Origin of the sequence: Streptomyces sp. NPDC008125 (assembly GCF_042957125.1) — a bacterium.
In the GTDB taxonomy this organism is placed as follows: Bacteria; Actinomycetota; Actinomycetes; order Streptomycetales; family Streptomycetaceae; genus Streptomyces.
The window spans coordinates 51,159-75,763 of sequence record NZ_JBIBHR010000017.1 but is presented as its reverse complement, the minus strand read 5'-3'; the positions used below and the strand labels follow the sequence as shown (position 1 = coordinate 75,763).

Here is a 24,605-nt window from a genome sequence, read left to right as displayed (position 1 = left end):
GTGCTCACTGGCCCGTGAGGCCGGGCTGCAGCACCTTGGTGAAAAGGACCTGGCCGCCCTGCTGCCTCAGACGCACCGTCATCTCCCCGCTGCTTCCGTCGATGTCGACCTCTCCGTAGAGCGGAGGCATCTCCATGGGGGACTGGTTGGACAGGACGGGAGCCTTGACGAACACCCGGTCCGGGCCGAACGTGCCGTCCAGCGCGCTCGCCGGGAAGGCACCCGCGGCCAGTGGCCCGGAGACGAACTCCCAGAACGGCGCGAAGTCCTTGAAGGCCGCGTGCTCGGGGACGTAGTGCTGCGCGGAGGTGTGGTGCACGTCCGTCGTCAGCCAGACGGTCCCCGTGATCCGCCGGTGCTTGATGTACCGCAGCAACTCGGCGATCTGGAGTTCCCTCCCGAGCGGGGCGCCAGGGTCGCCCTGAGCGACCGCTTCGAAGTCGGTGGCGCCGTCGGGCACGACCAGCCCGAGCGGCATGTCGGCCGCGATCACCTTCCACACGGCGCGGGACCGGGAGAGCTCGCCCTTGAGCCACTGGAGCTGCTCGGCCCCGAGGATGCCGATGGTGTCGTCGGCCTGGCGGTCGGGCGAGTTGGCGTTGCGGAAGGAGCGCATGTCGAGCACGAACACGTCGAGCAGGGGGCCATGGCGGACCACCCGCTGCATGCGGCCCTCGCCCGGGGCGGCGCGGAGGGTGGAGACGGGAAGGTACTCGCGGTAGGCGCGCATTGAGCGCGCCGCCAGCACGTCCACGTTCTTCTCGGCGTAGCGCACATCGTCGAGAATCTGCCCGGGGTACCAGTTGTTGCGCACCTCGTGGTCGTCCCACTGGACGATCGACGGCACCTGGGAGTTGAACCTGCGTAGGTTCGCGTCCAGCAGGTTGTAGCGGAAGTTGCCCCGGTACTCGTCGAGGGTCTCGGCGACCTTCGCCTTCTCCTCGGTCGTGACGTTGCGCCAGACACGGCCGTCGGGCAGGGTCACGCTGGGCTCGATGACCCCGTCCGCGTAAATGTTGTCGCCGCTGCAGAGGAAGAAGTCGGGGTCGAGCCTCCGCATCTCCTCGTAGACCGTGTGGCCCCCGATGTCGGGGTTGATGCCCCACCCCTGCCCCGCGATGTCGCCGGACCAGAGGAACCGCGCACCGTCGCGCCGCTTCGCCGGAGCGGTACGGAAGGTCCCGTACACCGGGCGGCCCGTGCGCCGAGGATCGTCCGGGTCGGCCAACGTCACGCGGTAGTGGATCTGCTCGCCGGCCGGGAGTCCGTGCAGCGGAGTCGTCCCGGTGAAGTCCGTCCCGGCACCGATCAGCGGACCGTGCCAGAGGCGGGACGCCCGGAACGACTCCGTGGCCGACGTCTCGACGAGCATCCGTGCCGCACGGTCCGAACGGACCCAGACCAGCGCGGTGGAAGCCGTGACGTCGCCGACCTGGACACCCCAGTCGGCGGACGGGCGGCCCGACCGCGCGAAGGCGGGCGCACCGGTGAGCGCCGGCAGCCCGATGGCGGCCGACGCGAGGAGCGAACCGCGCAGTACGGTCCGGCGGCCGGGGGAGAGAAGGATGTGCGGACGGTTCGTCATCGATGCGCCTCCGGGAAGGGTGCGGTGTGTACGACGGCGCGCGTCCGAAGAGCCCCGGAACACGCAGGACCATGCCTAACGCGCGGCAGAGGCATCCGCGCCAACCCGGGGTGAACAAAGGTTCCGCGGCGTGACCGGCTTCCCCCGGCCGGCCCCCTCAGCGGCTGGTGTCGAGGATGACGCGGGACACGAGCGCGGGATCGTCGTTCATCGGCACATGACCGCATCCGGGCAACCGCACCAGCCGGGCACCGGGCACGACGCGCTTGGCCCGGACGCCTTGCCGGTGGGGCAGCAGCACATCGCGGCTGCCCCAGGCGACGGTGACGGGAATGCCCGGCACGTCGGAGGTGAAGGAGGTGTTCCGGCCGGCGGCCAGCGTCCCTTCGAAGCCGGCCGCGCTCCGGAGCGCGAGAGTCTCCGCGACGACCGCCTCCGGTGAGCGGCGCCCGGGCCTGGCGCAGATGGTGCCGGTGAGAGCGGCACGCCCGGCCGCGCTCCGCGAGAGGCGTTCGATCAGCGGAACCGGCAGCGCCCGTGCGCCCCGGCGCATCGCCCAGAGCGTTCCGAACGCGTACCGGCGCTCCGGCACGCTCCAGAAACCAGCGGGGGAGAGGGCGGTGACGGATCGGGCGCAACCGGTGCGTCCGAGTTCCAGCGCGAGCAGCCCCCCGAGCGAGTTGCCCGCCACGTGGGGCCGCGGAACGCCGAGTTCGGAGCAGAAGGCCGTCAACGCTCCGGCCACCGTCCGCACGTCGTACGCGACACCCTCCGGAAGAGCCGCCGACTCACCGAAACCAGGCAGGTCCACGCTGATCACGTCGCGCTCGCCCGACAGGATCCGCACCACCGGATCCCACGCCTGCCGGTGATGGCCTATGCCGTGGAGCAACAACAGCGGCTGTCCCGCACCGGTCCGTTCGTACGCGAGCGAGAGCGTCCCCGGGCCCGCGGACGTGTCGAAACTGAACGATGCCGTGCCGGTCATGGCGCTCCCTGGAATGGATGGAGGAGTGGGCGAACAGCCTTCCGGACCAATAACTACCGCCCGGTAGGTACCAGTTCAAGAGGAGGCGTCTCCCGGTGGGGGAGTGGGAGGTGGCCCGCCGTCGGAGGCGGCGCGGTACGCCCGCCCGAGGCGGCCCGGTGTCGTCCCCCCGCCCGTTCGCCGGCTCTCGTCGCACGAACGTCCTGTGAACGCTCTGTGCCGGAAGCCCGTTTCGCTGCACGCCGGGACAAGGATTGGTCTTGACCAAGTCGGTGCGCCGTCCTATGGTCCTTACGTTAAGAAAAGAACCTTTAATAAATGTTGTCGCGGAAAAGGCCGCTGGGCGATTGCGGAGGACAGGGTGGGGACCACGCAGCTGGAAACGGTGCAGGAGCCGAAGTACTGGCACCTGAGGACCGTGCTCAGTGAGGCACTCGACTCGGACTTCGCGGTGGGTGAGATCCTGCCGAACGAGCGGGACCTCGCCGCCCGGTTCGGCGTCGCACGTGCCACGCTCCGGCAGGCTCTGGAGCAGCTCGAACTCGAAGGCAGACTCCAGCGTCGGCGGGGTGTGGGCACCACCGTCGCCCCGCCCAGGATGGGCGTCGCGGTCTCCACGGCTCAGCAGGAGTGGACGGGCGCGGTGGCCGACGAGGCGTGGCAGCCCGTCGAGTGCGCCCGGGGCACCGCACCCGCGGCCGTCGCCGCTGCGCTGGAGGTGGCGGCCGACGAGGTGGTCCACGTGATCCGCCGGATCAGGGTGACTCACGGTCAGCCGGTGGCGGCGGAACTGCTGTACGTGCCGTCCGCTTCCGTCCCCGACCTGTCCGCGATCGAGGCGTCCGCAGGCCCGGCCCGCGCCCGCGGTGTGCTGCGCGAGCTGCACCGCCTCGGCCTCGAGGGCCAGGACCGGTCGGTCGAACTCGGCTCGGCCAGCGCGGACGACTCGAAGGAACTCGACCGGCTGCCCGGCGCCCCCGTCCTGGTGGTCACCACGCGTTACTTCGCCGCGGGCGGCACCGCCGCGGTCTCCGTCGCCACCTACCGTGCCGACACCTGCCGGCTCACCTTCGGGGACTCCGGAGCGCTGGAGATCAGCCACGACCAGGTGCGTCAGGCTTCCTGACCGCCCTCGCCCTGCGACATCGGGGCGATCCGCGGACCCGACGGCCCGCCGCTGTCAGCGGCGGGCCGTCACTGTTCCCTCCACCGCGAACAGTTGCTCCTCCACGTGGTCCAGCGCCAGGCGCAGAGCGCCTGTCGCGACGGCGGCCTCCCCGAGCAGGGACAGGGCGACGCGGGGCGGCCGCAGACAGTAGCGCGCGAGTTCGTTCCGCAGCGGATCCAGCACCCCGTCGATCCCCGCCGCCCAGCCGCCGACCACCACGATCTCGGGGTCGAGCGCCAGCACGAGCGCCGCGACGTCGTGCACCAACCGCTGGATGAACCGTTCGACCGCCTCCTGGGCCCGGCTGTCGCCCTGCCGTGCCTTCGTGAACACCGCCGCCACCGCGGGCTCGTCCAGCGGGTCGAGAGGGGTGTCGGTCGTGGACAGCAGATGCTCCGGCGTGACCTCCCTGCCGAGCAGGTGGAGTGCGCCGATCTCGCCGGCGGCTCCTCCGTAACCCCGGTGCAGCCGTCCCCCTATCAACGAACCCGCTCCGGGGCTCAAGCCGGCCAGGACGAAAACGACGTCGTCCGACTCCGTCGCGGCGCCCTTCCAGTGCTCCGCCACTGCGGCCGTATTGGCATCGTTCTCCACCAGGACCGGGCAGCGGAACGAGCGCCGGAGCCGCTCCCCCAGAGGGAGCCCGGTCCAGCCGGGAAGCGCTGTGCCCAGCCGGACCGTACCGTCGGCCTCCACGATCCCCGGGCTGCCCACCCCCACGGCCCGCAGGCTGCTCCTGGCCACGCCCGTACGGCGGAGCAGGTCGGCGATCATGGCTCTGACCTGTTCGAGCCGGTCATCCGCGGCGGCAGTCTCGGAGACTTGCCGCTGCCCCGCTCCGATGATCCTGCCGTCGAGCCCCGACAACAGGGCGGAGACCCGGTGCGGACCGATCTCGATGCCCAATAGGTGACCCGCCTCGGCGCGGAAGCGAAACCGCCGCGCGGGGCGGCCTTGGCGCCGCGCTTCTCCTTCGTCGGGCAACGCCTCCACGACGAGTCCGGCTTCGAACAGTCCCTCGACCACGCCTTCGACCGTTGGCCGGGAAAGACCGGTTATCCGGGTCAGGTCCGAGAGCGTGGGGAGCTCGGCTCCACGCAGGGCGTGCAGTACCACCGCGGAATTGATCCGCCGCAACAACGACGGGTCTCCACCGGTCAGCCGCCCCACGTGTGTCCTCCTCACGCCCCCTGTGTCTGCCGGATCGTACTCGGTGGGATGAGGCTCCGCGAACGCCGCCGGGGGCCGAGCGGTTTCTGCGGACCCCCGGTCGCCGGGTGTCCCGCGCGGATGATCCCGACGCGGCCGGAATTCGTCGCTCGCCTCGAACACGGGCGGTGCCTCCGCGACGCCCGGCGAGCGGGACGCGTGGCGGCCTCACGTGGGGACGCTGCCCCGCGACCGGGCCCGCGCCTCCTTCCTCAACCGGGTACCACGAAGCCTGACTCGTACGCCGTGATCACGGCCTGAGTCCGGTCCCTCGCCCCGAGCTTGGTCAGCAGCGCGCTGACGTGGGTTTTGACCGTTTCGGTGCCCACCGTCAGCTTGACCGCGATCTCCGCGTTCGACAGACCCCGGCACATCAACCGGAGCACTCCCTCCTCCCGATCGGTGAGGGACGCCCGCTCCACCACCGCCCGGGCCCTGTTGGTCCCGTACTCGGAGGCCAATCGGCGCACGGCCGCGGGAAAGAGCAGCGACTCGCCTTCCGCCACCAGCCGGACGGCATTCACGATCTCCATCGGCCGGGCACGCTTGAGGAGGAAGCCGTCCGCACCGGCGCGCAGCGCCTCGTACACGTATTCGTCGTTCTCGAACGTGGTGACCACCAGGATCTTCGGAGGTTCGGCCAGGGAGCGCAGCAGCAGCCGGGTCGCCTCTATGCCGTCCATCAAGGGCATCCGGACGTCCATAGCCACCACATCGGGACGCAGCTGCCGCACCAGAGGAAGGACGGACGCTCCGTCCGCCGCCTCCCCCGCCACCACGATGTCCGGCTGTGATTCCAGCACCGCCCGCAGGCCCGTGCGTACGAGTGGCTCGTCGTCGACGAGGAGGACCTTCACCACCATGCGATCACCCTATGTGCCGGAGAGGGAGGGCGACGTGGACCCTCCATTCGCCTTCGCGCGGTCCGGCTTTCGCGTTGCCGCCCAGCAGCTTCGCCCGTTCCCGCATCCCTTGCAGTCCATGGCCCCCGGCCGAGCGGCGGACAGGCCCCGCCAGAGGGTTCCGCACATCGAGTTCCAGGCAGTCCTTCTCGACGCCGATGCGCACACGGACGGGGACCTGGCCGGCGTGACGCAACGCGTTGGTGAGCGACTCCTGGAGAATGCGATACCCCTCCCTGGACAGGGAGTCGGGCAGGCGGTCGATACGCCCGACCACCTCGGCGTCCACGGCGACCCCGGATCCTCGTGCGGAGTCGAGCAGCCGCTCGACAGCGATCAGTGTCGGCCGTCGGTCGGCAGAAGCCCCGGGCTCGCGCAGCACCCGCAGCACCCGTTCCAGATCGTCGAGCGCCGCGCGCCCGGTTTCCTCGATCGCCACGAGGGCGCGCCGGGTGAAGTCCGGGTCGCCAGCCGTGCGTGCGGCACCTGCCTGCACCACGGAGACCGTGAGTGCGTGGCCGATGGAGTCATGGAGTTCGCGTGCGATGCGGTTGCGCTCCAGGAGCTGCTCCGTGAGTTCCTCCAGTGCCGCCATGCGTTCGGTTTTCGATGGTCCCAGCAGACGCCGGGCAGCTGCCGTGGTGAGACGTCCGCAGAGAACCACGAGGGCCAGCAGCAGGAGGAGAGGAAGAGGCGCTAGCACCGCGTACCAGGGGCGGGGTTCGATCAGTTGGAATATGCCCTCGCCCGTGTCGCCCCCCGACGCGGCACGGACCAAGTCGATCGCGATGACGGGCAGCCAGACCGTGGCCGAACCCACCACGATGGAGAACAGGAGGCGTAGTTCGAGCCAGAGCACCGTCCGCCATTTCTCACCCCAGGTCGTGGCGGGCGCGAGGGAGATGGTCGCGTCGGTCCGGCCACGCTCGCCGGGGGTGAGCAGGAGCTGCGCCTGGACTCCTTCCCCCACACGCATCACCGGGAGGAGCCCCACGGGCACCGCGAGCAGCGCGAGCTGCCACGGGACGCCCGGCTCGATGAACAGCCACACGCTTATGAGAGCCAGGGGGACGACGAGGTGGATCCAGCGGCTGTAGGTCACCGGCTCGGCCAGTGGGGCAAGGAAACGGTGCATGTGTGCCATGGTGGCAGCGCCCGTCCGGCTGTACCTCCCCCGTACGGGGGAGACGATTCCCACGGTCGGGGGAGGACATCGCTGCGACGCCCCAGCCAGGCTGAGTGCATGACCAGCATCGATGTGCATCAGCTCACGAAGGAGTACGGAGCCACCCGCGCGGTGGACCGGCTCACCTTCAGTGCGGGGGCCGGCCGCGTCACCGGCTTCCTCGGGCCCAACGGCGCCGGGAAGTCCACCACGATGCGGCTGGTTCTCGGCCTCGACCGCCCGTCGGGCGGCACGGCGACCGTGGGCGGACGGGCCTACGCCACGCTCGACAACCCGCTGCGCGTAGTCGGTTCACTGCTCGACGCCGGAGCCGCGCACGGATCGCGCACCGCACGCGACCATGTGCTCGCCCTCGCGGTGAGCAACGGCATCCCGCGGCGAAGAGTGGACGCCGTGCTCGAGGAAGCGGGTCTCGCCACGGTCGCCGCGCGGCGGATCAAGACGTTCTCACTCGGTATGCGCCAACGGCTGGGCATAGCCGCCGCACTGCTCGGTGATCCTGCCGTGGTGCTACTGGACGAGCCGTCCAATGGGCTCGACCCCGAGGGGATCGTCTGGATCCGCGAGCTGATGAGACGGCTTGCCCGGGAAGGCCGCACGGTTCTGGTGTCCAGTCACCTGATGGGCGAGACCGCTGCCTTCGCCGACCACCTCATCATTCTCGGCGGTGGCAGGCTCCTCGCCGACATGCCGACGGACAGGTTCCTCGCCTCGCGCAGCCGCCCCCGGGTACGGCTGCGCGAGGCCGAGGGAGGTCGACTCAGTGACCTCCTGGCCCGCAGGGGATATGCCACCAGCGATGCCGGTGACGGGGCGTTCTGGATCGAGGGGGCCCACGCCGGTGAAGTCGGGGCGCTGGCGGCGGACCAACAGATCCCCCTCCTGGAGCTCGTCGAAGAGCGAGCCACCCTGGAAGAGGCGTACCTCGATCTCACCGCAGACGTCGCCGAATTCGCCGCCATACCCCCCGTATCGAACAAGGAGGCATGATCATGCCGCAGACAGCGGTCGCGGTTCTCCGCTCGGAATGGATCAAGACCAGGTCCGTACGCGCCGTCCACGGCTCTCTGACGGCGGTGTTCGCGGTCACGGTGGCCATCTCCGTGCTCTTCTCCGCCACCGTCGGACAGAGCGAGGCGAATGGACTCGACGCCGAACCGCTGTTCAACGCCTTCTATGCGCTGAACTTCGGTCAGATTGCGGCCATTGCCTTCGGAGCGACCGCGCTCTCCTCCGAGTTCACCGGCGGAGCCTTGCGGGTGTCCCTGTCGGCGGTGCCGCGTCGTGGCCTCTTCTACGCATCGAAAATGGCCGTCGTCGGTGTGGCAGCACTGGTCGTGGGGGAGGCGACCGGCCTCGTGAGCTTTCTGCTGGGACAGCTGTTCATGGGGGAGTCCGCCCTCGGACTTGGGGATCCCGGGGTGCTTCGAGCCGTGCTGGGCAGCGGCGTCTACCTCGCGCTCATGGCCCTGTTCGCGGCAGGCCTCACGGCACTTCTCCGAAGCGCAGTCGCCGTGATGAGCATCCTCATACCGTTCATGCTGATCGTCTCGTTCGTCGTCGGGGACGTCTCCGCCGGAGCCGCGGACTTCCTTCCCGACCGGGCGGGCCAGACGATCCTGCACGAGACTCCGACGGGCAGCCTCGGCCCCTGGAGCGGACTAGCGGTGACCGCCGCCTGGACAGGCGCCGCGCTGACCGCCGGCTGGCGGGCGGTACGCACCCGGGACGTCTGATTCGATCCGGACCCCGCATCCCCGGATGGCGTGCCCCACCCGATCCGCCGCGAAGCTCCGTGGTGGAAGGCAGCCATGCGCGTGACGGCGACGCCTCAGTCACAGCGCCGCACGGCAGCTTCTTCCCCGGCAGCTTTTTCCACGGCCGCGCGGAGACGGGCGTACTCCTCGGCCATCGAGCCGACACTCCAGTGGGCATTGAGCCCACTGGGGTTGGGAAGAGCCCAGACACGGGCACCACCGATGGTCCGCTCCTGCGGACCGATTTGGGCGCGGCGTTCCCCGAAGGCCGTCCGGTAGGCCGTCACGCCGACGACCGCCAGCCACTGGGGCCGCAGGCGGCCGACCTTCTCCGCCAAAATTTCTCCACCCGCGCGGTACTCCTCGGCGGTCAGTTCGTCAGCCCGTGCGGTGGCTCGCGCGACGACGTTGGTGATGCCGAGGCCGTAGGCAGGGAGCTCCGCTTGTTCCGCCGGAGCCAGCCTGCGGGGAGTGAAGCCGGAGAGATGGAGGATCGGCCAGAAGCGGTTGCCGGGGTGTGCGAAGTGGTGGCCCGTGGCGGCGGTCATGAGGCTGGGGTTGATGCCGCAGAACAGCACGCGCAAACCGCCCGCGACCACATCGGGGACGATGCGGTCGCGGGCGGCATCCAGCTCTTCGGGCGTCACGGGAAAGAAAGGATCAGCCGGTCAGAGAATCGACCCGGGGGTGTACCCGGCGGCTGAGGGGTGCTCCTTGACGATGGCCTCGATCCGGTTGACCACGGTGGTGACCTGGTCACCGGCGGCTCCCGTGAACGACAGCTTGTCCGCCATCAGGGCGTCCAGCTGCCCGCGGTCCAGAGGGATGCGCTCGTCCGCGGCCAGCTTGTCCAGGAGCTCGTTGCGCTCCGCGCCCTGCTCCCGCATCGCGAGGGCCGAGGCCACCGCGTTCTCCTTGATCGCCTCGTGCGCGACCTCCCGGCCGACGCCGGCCCGCACCGCACCCATCAGGACCTTCGTGGTCGCCAGGAACGGCAGGTACCGGTCGAGCTCACGCGCCACGACGGCAGGGAAGGCGCCGAACTCGTCCAGGACCGTCAGGAAGGTCTCGAGCAGACCGTCGAAGGCGAAGAAAGCGTCCGGCAGTGCCACGCGGCGCACCACGGAGCAGGAGACGTCCCCTTCGTTCCACTGGTCGCCGGCCAGCTCACCGGTCATCGAGGCGTAGCCGCGCAGGATGACCATGAGGCCGTTGACCCGCTCGCAGGACCGGGTGTTCATCTTGTGCGGCATCGCGGAGGAGCCGACCTGGCCCGGTTTGAAGCCCTCCGTCACCAGCTCGTGCCCTGCCATGAGGCGGATCGTCTTGGAGACGGACGAAGGAGCGGCGGCCAGCTGGACGAGGGCGGTCACCACGTCGTAGTCGAGCGAGCGTGGGTAAACCTGGCCGACCGAGGTGAAGGCGTTGGCGAAGCCCAGGTGGCCCGCGATGCGCTGCTCCAGTTCAGCGAGCTTGGCGGTGTCGCCGCCCAGCAGGTCCAGCATGTCCTGCGCGGTACCGACCGGGCCCTTGATGCCACGGAGCGGGTAGCGGGCGAGCAGCTCCTCCAGGCGCCCGTAGGCGACGAGCAGTTCGTCGGCGCCGGTCGCGAAGCGCTTGCCGAGCGTGGTGGCCTGCGCGGCCACGTTGTGGGAACGGCCCGCCATGACGAGCTCGCGGTACTCACCGGCAAGCTTGCCGAGCCGCGCCAGCACCGCCACGGTGCGGTCGCGCATGAGTTCCAGCGAGAGGCGGATCTGGAGCTGCTCCACATTCTCGGTGAGGTCCCGGGAGGTCATGCCCTTGTGGACCTGCTCGTGCCCGGCGAGGGCGTTGAACTCCTCGATGCGGGCCTTCACGTCGTGGCGGGTGACCTTCTCCCGCTCGGCGATGGAGGCGAGGTCCACCTGGTCGAGAACACGCTCGTAGTCGGCGAGCGCCGCGTCGGGTACCTCGATCCCGAGGTCCTTCTGAGCACGCAGCACCGCCAGCCACAGCTGACGCTCCAGCTTCACCTTCTGCTCGGGGGACCAGAGAACGGCCAGCTCCGTGGAGGCGTAGCGGCCGGCAAGGACATTGGGGATGCGAGGCTTCGCAGACACAGCAGTCACGTAAAGAGATTCTACTGGCGGTTTGTGCAGGCCAGCGCCCGGGACCGCTTTGTGGCTTGCTACGAGACCAGGGTCACCTTCCGCGTCCGTGGGGGCGGGCGGGGGCCGTCTACCGGAGGGGCCCAAGGGGAGCCGGACCCGCGGCCCTGCGCCGGGTCCCACGGCCGGCCCCACGCCGGACCGTGCCCTATGCCTCCTGCGGTTCGTCGTCCCGGCGCCAGGAGGTCACCGGACCGGGGTCGGCGGGATTGGCCGGGGTGATCCAGAAGGCCCGCCCCGAGGCCGCGTCGAACTGGGCGCCGTGGCGGCCGTCGCCAGAGGACCGGCCGGTGAGCCTGCGTCCGATCCACGGAGCCAGATGCTGCTTGGCGAAGCGGACGTCCTCGATCCGACGGGTGCGCCAGCGAATGGGCGTCGCCGTGCCCATGGGGGTCCGCCAGTCGCTCTCGGCGGGCAGCCCCAGCGTCTGCCAGACCGCCTCGGCCACCCTCCGATGGCCTTCGGCGGTCAGGTGGAGCCGGTCGATGTCCCACAACCGGGGGTCGCCCAGCGACGGAGCCCCGTACAGGTCGGCGACCACCGCGCCGTGCCGCCCGGCCAGATCGTCCACCAGAGCGAACAGCTCCTCCATGCGCGGACGGAAGCGGTCCATCACCGGGCCGTTCCGTCCCGGGCTCCGCATCAGTACGAGCGTCTTGCACGACGGCGCGAGGCGCTCCACCGCCTCTTCGAGGCGTCCCCGCACCATGCCCATGTCGCACTTGGGGCGGAGGGTGTCGTTGAGGCCGCCGACCAAGGTCACCACGTCCGCCTGCAGGGCGGCGGCCGAGTCCACCTGCTCGTCGACGATCTGGCTGATGAGCTTGCCCCGGACGGCCAGGTTGGCGTACCGGAACCCGGGGGAGCGAGCCGCCAGCCGGGAGGCGAGGATGTCGGCCCAGCCCCGGTACGTGCCGTCCGGCAGGAGGTCCGACATGCCCTCGGTGAACGAGTCACCGACCGCGACGAAACTGGTGTACGAGGCATTCATATCCATGGCGCCGAGATCGTATCGCGGAGACGGGCCGAGCGGCTCTCCCCGCCGCCCCGCCGCCTCGACGGCCCCTGCCTCCGCAGCCCCCGCCGTCCCCGTCGCCCTCCGCGGCTACGGCCCCCGCACCTTCCGCGGGTCCGGTGCCGCAGTTCCCGGATCTGCCGCAGTTTCCGCCTCTACCGCATCTACCGCCGGCTCCCGTCAGCCGGACTGCGGCCGTCCGACGAGCTCGCGCAGCACGTCCTCCATGGTGACCGTGCCGACCAGCCGATCGTCCTCGTCCAGCACCGCTGCCAGGTGCGTACGGCTGCGCCGCAGCGCGGTCAGTACGTCGTCGAGCGGGGCGGCCGCCCGTACCCGGGCGATGGGACGCATCGCCGAGACCGGGAACGGCACGTCGCGAGGGGCGGCGTCGAGGGCGTCCTTGACGTGGAGGTAACCGAGTATCCGCTGCTCGCCGTTCATCACGGGGAAGCGCGAGTATCCGGATTCGGCCGAGAGCCGCTCCAGCTCCTCGGGAGTCGTGCCCACCCGCGTGCAGACCATCTGGGCGATCGGCATGGCCACGTCCCGCACCGGACGGCTGCCCAGTTCAAGGGCGTGCCGCAGCCGCTCGGCCGACCGGTCGTCCACCAGCCCCGCGTCCCCGGAGTCTCTCACCAGCAGCGCCAGCTGGTCGTCCGAGAAGGTCGCGGAGACCTCGTTCCTCGTCTCAACCCGCAGCAGCTTCAGCAACAGATTGGCGAACGCGTTGATCGCGAAGATCACCGGGCGCAGCCCCCTGGCCAGCGCCACCAGCGGGGGGCCGAGCAGCAGCGCGCCCTTCGCCGGGTCGGCCAGCGCGACGTTCTTGGGGACCATCTCGCCGAGCAGCATGTGGAGGTAGGTCGCCACCGTCAGCGCGATGACGAACGACAGCGGATGCACCAGACCGTGCGGCACTCCGACCGCGTCGAACACGGGCTCCAGCAGGTGGGCGATGGCCGGTTCGGCGACGATGCCCAGCACCAGGGTGCAGAGGGTGATGCCGAGCTGGGCCGCCGCCAGCAGTGCCGAGACGTGCTCCAGGCCCCACAGCACGCTGCGGGCCTTCCGGTCACCGGCTTCGGCCGCCGGTTCGATCTGGCTCCGGCGCACCGAGATGAGGGCGAACTCCGCCGCCACGAAGAACGCGTTCACGATCAGGGTCAGCAGGCCGATGAAGAGCTGGAGAACGGTCATCGGGCATCCTCCGTCAGGGGGTCCTCACCAGGGAGCGGTGCGTGCAGCAGGGCACGTGCGGCGCGCCGCCCGGAGGCGTCCACGACATCGATCCGCCACCCGGCCAGTTCCACGCTGTCCCCTTCCCGGGGGATGCGCCCGACCTCGTTGGCGACGAGCCCGGCGAGGGTTTCGTACGGGCCGTCCGGCGCGCGCAGGCCGATGGCGCGGAGCTGGTCGGTGCGCGCGGCGCCGTCGGCCGACCAGAGGGTGCGGCCGTCGGCGTCCTCACCGGCAGGGGCCAGATCGGGTGTCTCGTGCGGGTCGTGCTCGTCGCGCACCTCGCCGACGACCTCCTCGACGATGTCCTCCAGGGTCACCACACCGGCCGTGCCCCCGTACTCGTCGATGACGACGGCCATGGCGAGCTTGCGCCCGGAGAGCCGGTCGAGCAGCTTGTCGACGCTGAGGGTCTCGGGTACGAGAAGGGGCTCGCGCAGCAGGTCGGAGACGCTTCTGCGGGGCCGCTGGTCCGCCGGCACCGCGAGGACGTCCTTGATGTGCGCGACGCCCACCACGCTGTCCAGGCTGCCGCGGTAGACGGGGAAACGGGACAGTCCGGTCGCCCGTGTCGCGTTCGCGACGTCCTCGGCGGTCGCCTGCATGTCCAGCGCGATGACCTGGACCCGCGGCGTCATGACGTTCTCCGCGGTGAGCTCGGCCAGATTGAGGGTGCGGACGAACAGTTCGGCGGTGTCCGCCTCCAGAGCCCCCTCCTTCGCGGAGTGGCGTGCCAGGGCCGCCAGTTCCTGCGGGCTCCGGGCGGAGGCCAGCTCCTCGGCCGGTTCGAGGCCGAAGCGGCGCAGGATGCGGTTGGCGGTGTTGTTCAGGTGGCTGATGAAGGGGCGGAAGACGGCGGTGAAGACCCGTTGCGGTGTGGCGACGGCCTTGGCGACCTTCAGGGGTGAGGAGATCGCCCAGTTTTTCGGGACGAGTTCACCCACCACCATCAGGACCACCGTGGACAGCGCGGTACCGATGACCAGGGCCACCGAGCGCGACAGGCTGGGGGAGAGCCCGATGGCGACCAGCGGTCCCCGGATGAGCTTGGCAATGGACGACTCGGAGAGCATGCCGACCACCAGGTTGGTGACGGTGATGCCGAGCTGCGCTCCCGAGAGCTGGAAGGTGAGGCTGCGGACGGCCTTGAGGGCGCCGGCCGCGCCGCGCTCGCCCCGCTCGACGGCTCGCTCGAGGTCGCCGCGCTCCACGGTGGTCAGGGAGAACTCGGCGGCGACGAAAGCGCCGCAGGCGATCGAGAGCAGCACGGCCACGAACAGCAGAAGCACTTCGGTCATCGGTTCACCTCCGTCCCATGATCGGGCAGCGGGTGGAGGATCGCGCGATGTCCGCGAATCCGGCGGGTTCGGCTACTGGGAGGCTCGCCCATGGGCGGACGCTCACACCTTTCTCGGCAGGGGCAGGACGTACCGATCGGCGCACCGATCACCGTACGGAAGTGCCGGCGCGGCAGTGGGCCCCGCGCCGGTCTCCGTACTGGTCACTGTGCCCGTCGGACAGGAATACATAGTAAAGGATCGGCAAAGTGATCGGCCGGGCCTGCCCACGCGCCCGCCCCTCTGCCTCCGCCTCGCCTCGTCCCCTGCCAGGCCTCGTCCCCTGCCAGGCCTCGTCCCCTGCCAGGCCTCGTCCCCTGCCAGGCCTCGTCCCCTGCCCGGCCTCGTTCCCTGCCCGGCCTCGTTCCCTGCCCGGCCTCGTCCCCTGCCCGTCGGCCCTGGGCAAGGGACGAGGCCGTCACTGGGACAGGTGCTTCACCCAGCGGCTCCAACGGGATTCGCGCTCATACCCCGCCGCGCGCCAGGCATGGTGGGCGCGCTCGTTGGCGTCGAGGACCATCGCGTCCCCGCGCCGGCCGCCGAGGCGTACGAACCGATCCTCCGCGGCCGACAGCAGGGCGGTGGCCACGCCGCGGCGACGCTGTTCCGGGTGGACGGCGAGCCGGTAGAGGTGGCACCGCCATCCGTCGAACCCGGCGATCACCGTCCCTGCGAGCCGGCCGTCCCGCTCCGCCAGGATGAGGCACTCGGGGTCCCGTGCCACCAGTCGTTCGATCCCGTCCCGGTCATCGCTGATGCTCGTTCCCTCGGCCGCCTCCTTCCAGAAGGCGAGGATCTCGTCCAGATCGTCGGGGTTGGCAGGGCGTATAGAAAGCTTGTCCATCGAAAGATCGCTCACGCCCGCATCCCACCACCGGGGAGCGGCGGGAGGCGAGCAGATTTTCAGTGCTCGACTCCCGCCGGCTCAGCCCCGGCGCGGGCGCCCGACCGGTCCCCTTGCCCGGGCGGTCCGGACGACGCTAGCTTGGGAAAATGCCCAGAACCCAGCTGAACGTCCGAGCGAACCCGGCCGCCGTCGCAGCCGAGGCCGCCCGGCGGAGGAGGGCGACGATGACCCGCTCCCTGGAAGAATCCACCGAACCGGACGCGCAGGACGCGCGCCGTGCCTTCGTCGAAGCAGCCGCCGACTTCATGCAGCGGTACGAATCGGTCTTCGCCGAGGAGTTCGGTACGGAGCGCGTCGCGCGCTGAGTGCGCCGGACGCGCCGAGTGCGCCGGACGCGTCCGGTGGCCTTCCCGTACGCCCCTGCCCCCGCGCGCCCGGACAGGATTCGGGCGCCGTCAGTTCCTGTTGCCCGCGCGGAGCCAGGCGGAGCAGTCGGCCGTGGCCCGCTCGGTATCTTGCCCGGGCCGGCAGCCGGTGTCCTCCCTCGGATGGCCGATGTCGAGGGCCGGTTGCCGCATGCCGCCCCCGTAGGGAGGTCGGGCCGGGCCTCGGGAACCACCGTTCCGTTCGCCTCGACGACCTGACGTCGGTCGCGACCCTGCCGAAGACGAGGTGGAACGTGCGGTGGTTCAGCCGGTCGTAGGGCTGGAGAAGGACGACGCCCGGCCGGTGACCTTGACGTGGGTGACGTCGAGCCCGTCGTCGGGCGGTCGCGTCCGGCCGGAGAAGTTCCGGGGTCGCGGGCGGCAGCGTCGACGAGGGCGTGGCGAAGAACGGAGCGGGCGCGGCCGAGCGGACCCCGGGTTCCGGGGACGTCCAAGTGGTCGATGTTGGTGCCGATGCCGGTGGTGTCGGCGAGGTGTCCGCTCAGCTGTTCGTCGGTCTTCTTGAGACCGGGAGCGGGACGGACGTGCTCAACGACAGTACGGACGTGCTCAACGACAGTGGGGTGTCCTCGTGGAGCGGTCCGTGGTTGTCCGTTCCGGGCGGACGCCGGTGGCCCCGGCGGTCCCGAGCCGCCGATCGCCCCATTGGTGAGCAGCCCGGACCGCGTTCAGCGGTCTGCCGAGCACCTGCCGGGTCGTTCCGATCCGTGCGTCGGCGACCCCGCCCAGGGGAAGGAGTCGGCCGGGTGCGCGATGCCGGTGATGTCGGGGCGCCCGCCGATCGCGAGGAGTGAGTCGAGGCCGGTGACGCCCCCTGTTCGACCGGTATCCGCTCCCCGTCGAGTACGGCCGGGAGCTCGTGGGCGCCGCGCTGGGCGACCAGGCGATCCTCGCCCCTGTCGGTCAGGGCCCGCACGGTGTGCGACCCGATGAAGCCCAAGCCTCTGTTGGCGAGGATCACGGCGTGTCGTGTCCGCAGCGGGAGTTCCGGCCGCCGGGCGCCGACGGGCCGCACGGCCCTTCCCCCGGGAGCCGGGTCCGGAGGCGCGTCCGCACCCGGGAGCCGGGTCTGGAAGCGCGTCCGCACCCGGGAGCCGGCTCCGGAGACGCGTCCGCAGGCGGGAGCATGGTCCGGAAGGGGGCAAGCAGGTGCGGGCAGGTGTGAGCAGGGAGTGCACACGAGGGCGACCTGGTCGGCCGTGTTCCGGTCTGCCATCATGAGCGAAACGGAACCTCGCTCCGCGATGAAACGGAACGCGGTTCCGCTGGGTGACGCAGACGTGGAGGAATGTCGCGGTGGGTGACAGCAGTCGGGACGCGGCGCCCGTGGCCGGATCCAAGCGCAAGGACGTCCGGCGCAACCAGCAGGCCCTGCTGGACGCGGCGGCGGCGGCCTTCGTCGCCGCGGGTGTGGACGCGCCGGTACGGGACATCGCGGCCAGGGCCGGTGTCGGAGTGGGCACGGTCTACCGCCACTTCCCCACCCGGGCCGACCTGGTCATAGCCGTCTACCGGCACCAGGTCGACGCCTGCGCGGCGGCCGGCCCGGAACTGTTGGCGGCCGGCCCGACACCCCACGCGGCCCTCGCGCGGTGGGTCGACCTCTTCGTCGACTTCCTGGTCACCAAGCACGGCCTGGCTGCGGCGATGCAGGGAGACCGGGCCGGTCACGAGGCGTTGCACGGCTACTTCCAGGAACGCCTCCTGCCGGTGTGCGCCGAACTCCTCGATGTCGCGGCCTCATCCGGAGAGATCCGCGCCGACCTCGACGCGTACCACCTCATGCGCGGCATCGGGAACCTCTGCATCGGCTCCGACAGCGACCCGCGCTACGACGCGCGCCGGCTGGTCGCCCTTCTCGTCGCGGGGCTGCGGCGGACATCCTGACCCGGAGTTCGCGGGCAGGGGAGGGCGACCGGGGGCAACCGCCCGCAGGGGGTACGCTCCGCCCCCGGGGCTGAGGAATACTGGCTGCTCCGGACCCGACGGGTTCACCGCGCGCGGGCCGAGCGCCTCCCTCTTCCCGAGACGCCGAGCGCCTTCCCCCTTCCCGAGACGGTCTCCCTGCATGGAACACGACGAGTCACCCGCATCACCGTCACCCGGCCCCGAGGGCCTACGCATTGATCTCTCCTGGCTGCTCATGGTGGCCGAACACCGGACGCCGGGCGATCCGCACGTCGCCGACTGGGGCGCCCTCGTCGCCGCCGTCAGCCGGCACGAGGCGGAGATCTTCGGCAGCCCGGTCTATGCCAGCCCCCACGCCCGGGCGGCCTCGCTGCTCCAACTCCTCCTGCACGTGCCGGCGTTGGAGCACTCCAACGCGATGTTCGCCTCGGCCGTGGCGTACGGCTACCTGGTCGCCTCCGGGCTCCGTGTCCATACGTCCCCCGACCGCGTGCGCGACCTTGCCCGCCTGGTGAAGGAGGGCAAGGCCGGGGTGCGCGACATCGCCGAGGAGCTGCACGAGTGGTGCGGCTGAGCCACCACTGCCGGGCCTCCGGGGGCGTACGCGTCCACCGGGCACCCCCATGGGCCGCGCCGAGTCCACCGCGCGCCCCCACCGGACGCCCACCGCGCGCACCGGGCCCGGACTCACCGCACCCCGCGCACCCCGCCCAGCTCCGGTGCGAGCCAAGTCGCCGCCCGGGCCCGGAAGACGGCAGGAGGCAGCGAACCCGCGCCGGCCGGCAGCACGCCCAGCAGAGGGGCACCCGCCGCGACCGGAAGGTCTTCCACATTGCACCGGGTGGCCAGATCCGGTTCGGCGGGCATGCTGCCGATCACCACACCCGGACAGACGAGACCCCGGGCCCGCAGCGCCTCGGCCGTCAGCGCGGTGGAGTTGAGCGTGCCGAGCCCGGCAGCCGCCACCAGCAGCACGGGTGCTGCCAGCAGCCGGGCCGCGTCCGCCAGTGTGGCTCCCTCGTCGTCGTACCGTACGAGCAGTCCGCCCGCCCCCTCGACCAGCACCAGATCGTGCTCCGTCGCGAGCTTCTGCGCGGCGTCGGCGATTTCGTACGGGCGTACAGGGGCGAGCCCGCAGCGCCTGGCGGCGGTCGCGGGCGCCAACGGCTCGGGATAGCGGACCAGTTCGACCGTGGTCACCTCGCCGCCGGCCAGCCGCGCCACCTCGGCCGCGTCACCGTGCTCGCCTGGGGCGACCCCTGTCTGTGCGGGTTTGAGCACCGCGACCCGGCCGCCCGAAGCCGCCGCCACGGCCGCGGTCACGATCGTCTTGCCGATCTCGGTGCCGGTACCGGACACCACCAGAATGATCATGGTCACCCTTCCCGCGCCGCGGCGCACACGGCACGGCAGATCCGTGCCACGTCCTCGTCGTCCGTCACGTACGGCGGCATCGTGTACACGAGGTCCCGGAACGGCCGCAGCCATACGCCCTCACGCACCGCCGCGCGGGTGGCGGCCTCCATGTCCACCTCGTGGTCGAGCTGCACGACCCCGATCGCGCCCAGCACCCGTACGTCCGCGACCCCCGGCAGCCGGCCGGCCCCGGCCAGACCGGTCCGCAGCCCCGCGCCGATCCGCGCGACCTCGCCCTGCCAGTCCTGGCCGAGCAGCAGGTCCACGGAGGCGCACGCGACCGCCGCGGCGAGCGGGTTGCCCATGAAGGTGGGACCGTGCGCCAGTACGGGAACCTCGCCGCGCGAAATGCCCTCGGCCACCCCGGTGGTGCAGAGGGTCGCCGCCATCGTGAGGTAGCCGCCGGTCAACGCCTTGCCGACGCACATCACGTCCGGCGAGACCCCGGCGTGCTCGGCGGCGAACAACCGTCCCGTGCGGCCGAATCCGGTCGCGATCTCGTCGAGGACGAACAGCACGTCGTGTGCGTCGCAGGCCTCCCTGAGGACCCGCAGATAGCCGGGCGAGTGGAACCGCATCCCCCCGGCCCCCTGGACGACGGGCTCCACGATCACCGCGGCCAGCTCATGGGCGTGGCGGGCGATCAGCTCGCGCAGATGCTCCGCGTAGTCCGCGTCCACCTCCGCGTCGAAGCCGTCCGGCGGGGCGTCCGCGAAGATCTGCAGAGGGAGTACCCCCGACCAGAGCTCGTGCATCCCGCCTTCGGGGTCGCACACCGACATCGGCTGCCAGGTATCGCCGTGATAACCGCCGCGCCAGGTCAGGAGCCTCTGCTTGGCAGGCCGACCGGCCGAACGCCAGTACTGGAGACACATCTTCACCGCCACTTCGACGGAGACCGAGCCCGAGTCGGCGAGGAAGACGTGCTGGAGGGGGGCCGGGGTGATCTCCACGAGCCGGGCGGCCAGCCGGACGGCCGGCTCATGGGTGAGACCGCCGAACATCACGTGGCTCATCCGCTCCAGCTGTCCACGCGCCGCCTCGTTGAGGACCGGGTGGTTGTAGCCATGCACCGCCGACCACCAGGAGGACATCCCGTCCACCAACTCCTCCTGACCGTCCACCGGTTCCGCCAACCGCAGCCGGACACCGGAAGCCGACTCCACGATCAGCGGCTCCTGCCGGCCGGGCATGGGCCCGTACGGATGCCAGACGTGGGCCCGGTCGAGCGACCGCAGTCGGTCGGTCGTCAGGGCGGGGGCGGGCGGGGACGCCGGCACCGGGGGCGGGGCGGAGGAGACCGGGGACGGGGCGGAGGAGACCGCGGGCGGGGCGGAGGAGACCGGGGACGGGGCGGATGAGGGGACAGCGGCGGGAGCGGACCGGCCGCCGGGGGCCGGCCGGACCGAACGGGCCGGCCCCGGAACGTACGCCTCAGGCATTGGGAGCGAGATCCGTACCCGCACCCCGCCGGCGCACGGCCACCAGGTCCGTACGTGCTCCCTGATCCCCGCGCGCCACCACGTGGGCCGCAGCGGCGGAGCCGGAGCCGGCGTCCGCGGCCTCCGCGGGGGCGTCGGAGGGCGCCTCCCCGGTCGCGGCCGGTCCGCCGCACGGGGCGCAACCACCGCCCGCCGCCCCGCCGCCGCAGCCGTCGTCCGCGTGCCCTCCGCATCCCGCACCCGCCGTGGCCCGGTGGCCGGGCAGCGTCGTGGTGTCCGCGCCCTCCACCTCGAACCCCGCGTCGGCGATCATGTCGAGATCCGCCTGACCCGCCTGCCCCTCACTGGTCAGATAGTCGCCCAGGAAGATCGAGTTGACCAGGTGCAGCGCGAGCGGCTGCATCGACCGCAGGTGCACCTCACGGCCACCGGCGAGCCGAACCTCCACGTCCGGGCAGACGAACCGCACCATCGCGAGAATCCGCAGACACCGCTGGGGCGTCAGGTTCCACTCCTTGGCGAGCGGCGTGCCCTCGAACGGGATCAGGAAGTTCACCGGCACGGAGTCGGGGTCGAGTCGACGCAGCGCGAAGACCACGTCGATCAGGTCCTCGTCGCTCTCGCCCATGCCCGCGATCAGTCCGGAGCAGGCGGAGAGCCCCGCCCCCTGGGCGTGCCGCACGGTCTCCACCCGATCGGAATAGGTGTGGGTGGTGGTGATGTCGCCGTAGGTGGCCTCGGAGGTGTTGAGGTTGTGGTTGTACGCGTCCGCACCCGCCGAACGCAGCTTCTCGGCCTGCCCGTCGGAGAGCAGGCCGAGACAGGCGCACACCTCGACGCCCTCGTTCTCGTCCTTGATCGCCTCGATGGTCCGGGAGACCCGCTCCACGTCCCGGTCGGTCGGGCCCCGGCCGCTCGCCACCAGGCAGACCCGCTTGGCGCCCCCGGCCACCCCGGCCGCCGCAGCCCTGGACGCCTCGTCGGGCTTCAGCCAGGAGTACTTGAGGATGCCCGCCTCGGAGCCGAGCCGCTGCGAGCAGTACGAGCAGTCCTCCGGGCACAGGCCCGACTTGAGGTTGACCAGGTAGTTGAGTTTCACCCGGCGCCCGAACCACTGACGGCGCACTCTGCCCGCGGCGGCCACCACGTCGAGCAGTTCCTCGTCGGAGGTCGCCAGTACGGCGAGCGCCTCTTCACGGGTCGGCAGTTCGCGCCGCAACCCCTTGTCCACCAGCGTGCTCAACAGGTCCATGGCGTCGATCCTGACGCACACCACGGCCATCGGCCAAGGAGGAACCCGACAGGACAGAGAGGGCGCAGGTGTGTGTATTGCCACACCCTGACCGGCTGCGCCCCCAGTTACCCTCTGTGAGCTGCCTACAAAAGGGACCCCTCGATGGCCTTCGCACCGTTCGACTGGACCGAGGAGGAGTCCGGCCGCCGCGCCGCCGCCGGACTCGTCCGCACGCTGCGCCCGCGACCTGCCGAAACCGACGTACTGGACCTCGCGAGCAACGACTACCTCGGGCTCACCCGGCACCCCGAGGTGACCGGGGCGGCGGCCGGAGCGGCACGGACATGGGGCGCGGGCGCCACGGGTTCACGCCTGGTCACCGGCTCCACCGCCCTCCACGCGGAACTCGAACGCGAACTCGCCGACTTCTGCGGCTTCGAGGCCGCCCTGGTGTTCTCCTCCGGCTACGCGGCGAACCTCGCCGCGCTCACCGCCCTCTCACGGGCCGACGGCCTCATCGTGTCCGACGCGGCCAACCATGCCTCGATCGTGGACGGTTGCCGGCTGGCACGCGCGCGGACCGAGGTGGTGGCGCACGCCGACGCCGAGGCGGTCCGCAAGGCCCTGGAGTCCCACGCCGGGCCGGCCCTCGTGGTCTCCGACTCGGTCTTCTCCGTCGACGGGGACGCCGCCCCGCTCACCGCCCTCGCCGCCGTCTGCCGGAGCGCGGGCGCCGGGCTGGTTGTCGACGACGCGCACGGTCTCGGGGTGCTCGGAGCGGGCGGCCGCGGCGCACCGTCCGCCTGTGGGCTGGCGGGGGACGAGGGGCTGGTGGCCACGCTCACTCTCTCGAAGTCCCTGGGCAGCCAGGGCGGCGCGATCCTCGGACCCGCACCGGTGATCCGTCATCTCGTCAACACGGCGCGCACGTTCATCTTCGACACCGGGCTCGCACCCGCCTCCGCCGGTGCCGCGCTCGCGAGCCTCGCGGTCCTGCGGAGGGAGCCGGAGCGCGCCGCCCGGGCGCGCGAGGTCGCCACCCGGATGTACGAACGGCTGACCACGGAGGGGCTGAGCGCGGCCCGCCCGGACGCCGCAGTGGTGTCCGTGCGGGCGCCCTCCCCCGAGTCGGCGGTCCGCTGGGCGGCGGACTGCCGGGAAGCCGGCATCGCGGTGGGGTGCTTCCGCCCGCCGTCGGTCCCTGACGGTGTCTCGCGTCTGCGGCTCACCGCCCGGGCCGACCTGACGGACGACCGGGTCGACACCGCCCTGGACGCGATCATCCGTACGGCTCCGAGGGGCACCGCCTGACCGGGGAGCGGAAGCCCGCCCGGGTCGCCGCGGCCGGTACGCCCCGGGCCCGTGCGCCCGCCCCGGGTCGCCCTGGTTCCCGTGCGCTCAGCCCCGGGCCCCGCCCGCGCCGGGTCCCCGGAGGCCGCGCACGAACGCGCTCCAGGCAGGTGCGGAGAAGGACAGATGGGCCCGGTCCACGTCCTTGGAGTCGCGTACGGAGAGCAGGACCGGCCGCCCATGCACCGCCGTCTCCACGCAGTTGTTCATACCGGTACTGCGGCTGCTGCGGCGCCACGGGGAGGCGGGCTGTGCCGGGCGGTCGGGCATGGTGCTCCTTCGGATCGGTGGACGCTGCCGGGACCCGTCCGGCGGTCCGGCCGGGCCCCGGGTGCTCATCGGGGCCGCCTCTCGCGGCCGATCGCCGTGATGAGGTCCCTCGATCGTTCGGGCGAGAGGGCGCGTCTGCGCATGGTGCGGAAAGCGGAACCGTACGCCTCCAGATCTTCTTTCCGCTCCAGATAGTGACTGCGCGTCAAGTGGTCGAGAACGACCACATCCAGAGCCGAAGTCGTCGGAAAGGAGAAGATGACGAACGGGCCGGTCAGGCCGACGTACCCCCCGACACTGAACGGGATCAACTGGATGTCCACATGCGGGAGTTCCGACATGTGTGCGAGATGGTCGAGCTGCTCGCGCATCACGCGCCGCCCGCCCACCTCCCGCCGCAGCACCGCCTCGTCGAGAACGGCGGTGAGCCGCAGCGGGGCGTCGCACCGCAGCACCGACTGGCGGGCGAGCCGCACCTCGACCAGGGCGTCCAGATGGGCCTCCGGTATGCCGTCCAGCGCGGACTCGGTGACCGACCGCGCGTAGTCGGCGGTCTGGAGCAGTCCGGGGACCACCGAGGTCTCCAGCGTCCTCGCGGTCTCGGCCTGCGCTTCCAGGGCGATGAAGTCGCGGTACTGCGGCGGAATGATGCCCCGGTAGGCGTGCCACCAGCCCGTGTCGCGGCCGTCCGCCGACCCGGCCAGTGCCGAGAGCAGGGTGCGCAGTTCGGGATCGACGACGGCGTACGCGTCGAGCAGGCGGCCGACATCGGCCGGGGACACGCCGCTCGCGCCCGTCTCGATCCTGCTCACCTTCGACTGGTGCCAGCCGAGCAGCGATGCCGCCTGTTGGCTCGTGAGTCCCGAAGAGTGGCGCAGACTCCGCAGCTCTTCCCCGAGTTTGCGACGGCGCACGACGGGGCCGTTGCCCATTCCGGTCTCCTTCCCGCCTGGCGGCACGGTCGACCGCTCCGTCGGCCGACCTGGAAGCAAGTGTGCCGAACGTTCGAGCTCCGGTGAGCCGGAGTTCACCGCATTGAGCGATAGATATATGCATATCTCGGCAGATCGTGTCTGCGGGGGGCCCGGCGGTGGCACTCTGGCGCCAGGCACAATCCGGGCCGATAGGGGTCGGCCGGGCGGAAAGGGACGGCGTC

The 24,605-nt window shown here is 71.3% G+C and carries 23 protein-coding genes; 7 read left to right on the top strand and 16 right to left on the bottom strand.

Features of this window, described 5'->3' with window-relative positions; genetic code table 11:
- Nucleotides 1-4: 4 nt before the first annotated feature.
- Entirely contained in the window at nt 5-1,585 is a 1,581-nt protein-coding gene (locus ACFZAX_RS26415) for an alkaline phosphatase D family protein (RefSeq protein ID WP_390964742.1), read from the bottom strand.
- Between the two features lie 157 nt (nt 1,586-1,742).
- Nucleotides 1,743-2,573 carry an alpha/beta fold hydrolase gene (locus ACFZAX_RS26410; RefSeq protein ID WP_390964740.1) on the bottom strand — a complete coding sequence of 277 codons (831 nt, stop codon included), beginning with the start codon at nt 2,571-2,573 and terminating at the stop codon, nt 1,743-1,745.
- A gap of 361 nt (nt 2,574-2,934) precedes the next feature.
- Between ACFZAX_RS26410 and ACFZAX_RS26405 the strand changes: the two genes are divergently transcribed.
- Nucleotides 2,935-3,699 (top strand): UTRA domain-containing protein, encoded by a 765-nt coding sequence (locus ACFZAX_RS26405; protein ID WP_390964739.1) that lies wholly within the window; start codon nt 2,935-2,937, stop codon nt 3,697-3,699.
- A 54-nt stretch (nt 3,700-3,753) separates the two neighbouring features.
- Here the strand turns inward: ACFZAX_RS26405 and ACFZAX_RS26400 are convergent, their stop codons facing one another.
- The 3 genes from ACFZAX_RS26400 to ACFZAX_RS26390 form a co-directional block, all read right to left on the bottom strand.
- Nucleotides 3,754-4,911, bottom strand: a complete 1,158-nt coding sequence (locus tag ACFZAX_RS26400) for an ROK family protein (RefSeq protein WP_390964738.1) — start codon at nt 4,909-4,911, stop codon at nt 3,754-3,756.
- A 251-nt stretch (nt 4,912-5,162) separates the two neighbouring features.
- The gene (locus ACFZAX_RS26395) at nt 5,163-5,813 is read right to left on the bottom strand and encodes a response regulator (RefSeq protein WP_390964736.1); all 651 of its coding nucleotides are present in this window, start codon (nt 5,811-5,813) and stop codon (nt 5,163-5,165) included.
- Nucleotides 5,814-5,817: 4 nt separating this feature from the next.
- Entirely contained in the window at nt 5,818-6,987 is a 1,170-nt protein-coding gene (locus tag ACFZAX_RS26390) for a histidine kinase (protein ID WP_390964735.1), read from the bottom strand.
- A gap of 108 nt (nt 6,988-7,095) precedes the next feature.
- On the opposite strand from ACFZAX_RS26390, the gene ACFZAX_RS26385 reads away from it, so the two are divergent.
- Nucleotides 7,096-8,028: an ATP-binding cassette domain-containing protein gene (locus ACFZAX_RS26385; protein WP_390964733.1), complete on the top strand. Its 933-nt coding sequence runs from the start codon at nt 7,096-7,098 to the stop codon at nt 8,026-8,028.
- Between the two features lie 2 nt (nt 8,029-8,030).
- Nucleotides 8,031-8,774: an ABC transporter permease gene (locus ACFZAX_RS26380; RefSeq protein WP_390964732.1), complete on the top strand. Its 744-nt coding sequence runs from the start codon at nt 8,031-8,033 to the stop codon at nt 8,772-8,774.
- Between the two features lie 95 nt (nt 8,775-8,869).
- Here ACFZAX_RS26380 and mug read toward each other — a convergent pair whose 3' ends face one another.
- From mug to ACFZAX_RS26350, 6 genes are all read right to left on the bottom strand, one after another.
- Nucleotides 8,870-9,442, bottom strand: coding sequence for a G/U mismatch-specific DNA glycosylase (gene mug, locus ACFZAX_RS26375; protein ID WP_390964731.1), 573 nt, complete (start codon nt 9,440-9,442; stop codon nt 8,870-8,872).
- Nucleotides 9,443-9,463: 21 nt separating this feature from the next.
- Entirely contained in the window at nt 9,464-10,906 is a 1,443-nt protein-coding gene (gene purB / locus ACFZAX_RS26370) for an adenylosuccinate lyase (RefSeq protein ID WP_390964729.1), read from the bottom strand.
- A 187-nt stretch (nt 10,907-11,093) separates the two neighbouring features.
- Nucleotides 11,094-11,942, bottom strand: a complete 849-nt coding sequence (locus tag ACFZAX_RS26365) for a GDSL-type esterase/lipase family protein (RefSeq protein ID WP_390964727.1) — start codon at nt 11,940-11,942, stop codon at nt 11,094-11,096.
- Nucleotides 11,943-12,140: 198 nt separating this feature from the next.
- A complete protein-coding gene (locus tag ACFZAX_RS26360) occupies nt 12,141-13,160 on the bottom strand; it encodes a CNNM domain-containing protein (RefSeq protein WP_390964726.1) in 1,020 nt (339 codons plus the stop codon).
- A complete protein-coding gene (locus ACFZAX_RS26355) occupies nt 13,157-14,497 on the bottom strand; it encodes a CNNM domain-containing protein (protein WP_390964725.1) in 1,341 nt (446 codons plus the stop codon). The genes ACFZAX_RS26360 and ACFZAX_RS26355 overlap by 4 nt, the downstream gene beginning before the upstream one ends.
- A 457-nt stretch (nt 14,498-14,954) precedes the next feature.
- A complete protein-coding gene (locus tag ACFZAX_RS26350; protein ID WP_390964839.1) occupies nt 14,955-15,380 on the bottom strand; it encodes a GNAT family N-acetyltransferase in 426 nt (141 codons plus the stop codon).
- A 149-nt stretch (nt 15,381-15,529) separates the two neighbouring features.
- Here ACFZAX_RS26350 and ACFZAX_RS26345 point away from each other — a divergent pair, with 149 nt between their 5' ends.
- The 3 genes from ACFZAX_RS26345 to ACFZAX_RS26335 all read left to right on the top strand — a co-directional run bounded on the left by ACFZAX_RS26345 (nt 15,530) and on the right by ACFZAX_RS26335 (nt 18,311).
- On the top strand, nt 15,530-15,748 hold the full coding sequence (locus ACFZAX_RS26345) for an antitoxin (protein ID WP_390964724.1): 219 nt from the start codon (nt 15,530-15,532) through the stop codon (nt 15,746-15,748).
- Nucleotides 15,749-17,125: 1,377 nt separating this feature from the next.
- Nucleotides 17,126-17,716 carry a TetR family transcriptional regulator gene (locus tag ACFZAX_RS26340; protein WP_390964723.1) on the top strand — a complete coding sequence of 197 codons (591 nt, stop codon included), beginning with the start codon at nt 17,126-17,128 and terminating at the stop codon, nt 17,714-17,716.
- Between the two features lie 181 nt (nt 17,717-17,897).
- Nucleotides 17,898-18,311 carry a fic family toxin-antitoxin system, toxin component gene (locus tag ACFZAX_RS26335; protein ID WP_390964722.1) on the top strand — a complete coding sequence of 138 codons (414 nt, stop codon included), beginning with the start codon at nt 17,898-17,900 and terminating at the stop codon, nt 18,309-18,311.
- A 113-nt stretch (nt 18,312-18,424) separates the two neighbouring features.
- Here ACFZAX_RS26335 and bioD read toward each other — a convergent pair whose 3' ends face one another.
- The 3 genes from bioD to bioB are packed head-to-tail and all read right to left on the bottom strand — an operon-like array spanning nt 18,425 to nt 21,847.
- Nucleotides 18,425-19,111: a dethiobiotin synthase gene (gene bioD, locus ACFZAX_RS26330; protein WP_390964721.1), complete on the bottom strand. Its 687-nt coding sequence runs from the start codon at nt 19,109-19,111 to the stop codon at nt 18,425-18,427.
- Between the two features lie 2 nt (nt 19,112-19,113).
- The gene (locus tag ACFZAX_RS26325) at nt 19,114-20,595 is read right to left on the bottom strand and encodes an adenosylmethionine--8-amino-7-oxononanoate transaminase (protein ID WP_390964720.1); all 1,482 of its coding nucleotides are present in this window, start codon (nt 20,593-20,595) and stop codon (nt 19,114-19,116) included.
- Entirely contained in the window at nt 20,588-21,847 is a 1,260-nt protein-coding gene (gene bioB / locus ACFZAX_RS26320) for a biotin synthase BioB (protein WP_390964718.1), read from the bottom strand. The genes ACFZAX_RS26325 and bioB overlap by 8 nt, the downstream gene beginning before the upstream one ends.
- Before the next feature lie 144 nt (nt 21,848-21,991).
- Between bioB and ACFZAX_RS26315 the strand changes: the two genes are divergently transcribed.
- Entirely contained in the window at nt 21,992-23,140 is a 1,149-nt protein-coding gene (locus tag ACFZAX_RS26315) for an aminotransferase class I/II-fold pyridoxal phosphate-dependent enzyme (protein ID WP_390964717.1), read from the top strand.
- Nucleotides 23,141-23,227: 87 nt separating this feature from the next.
- Here ACFZAX_RS26315 and ACFZAX_RS26310 read toward each other — a convergent pair whose 3' ends face one another.
- Together ACFZAX_RS26310 and ACFZAX_RS26305 are read right to left on the bottom strand one after the other, a co-directional pair.
- Nucleotides 23,228-23,449 carry a DUF397 domain-containing protein gene (locus ACFZAX_RS26310; RefSeq protein ID WP_390964716.1) on the bottom strand — a complete coding sequence of 74 codons (222 nt, stop codon included), beginning with the start codon at nt 23,447-23,449 and terminating at the stop codon, nt 23,228-23,230.
- Between the two features lie 65 nt (nt 23,450-23,514).
- Nucleotides 23,515-24,381 carry a Scr1 family TA system antitoxin-like transcriptional regulator gene (locus tag ACFZAX_RS26305; protein WP_390964715.1) on the bottom strand — a complete coding sequence of 289 codons (867 nt, stop codon included), beginning with the start codon at nt 24,379-24,381 and terminating at the stop codon, nt 23,515-23,517.
- Nucleotides 24,382-24,605: the final 224 nt, after the last annotated feature.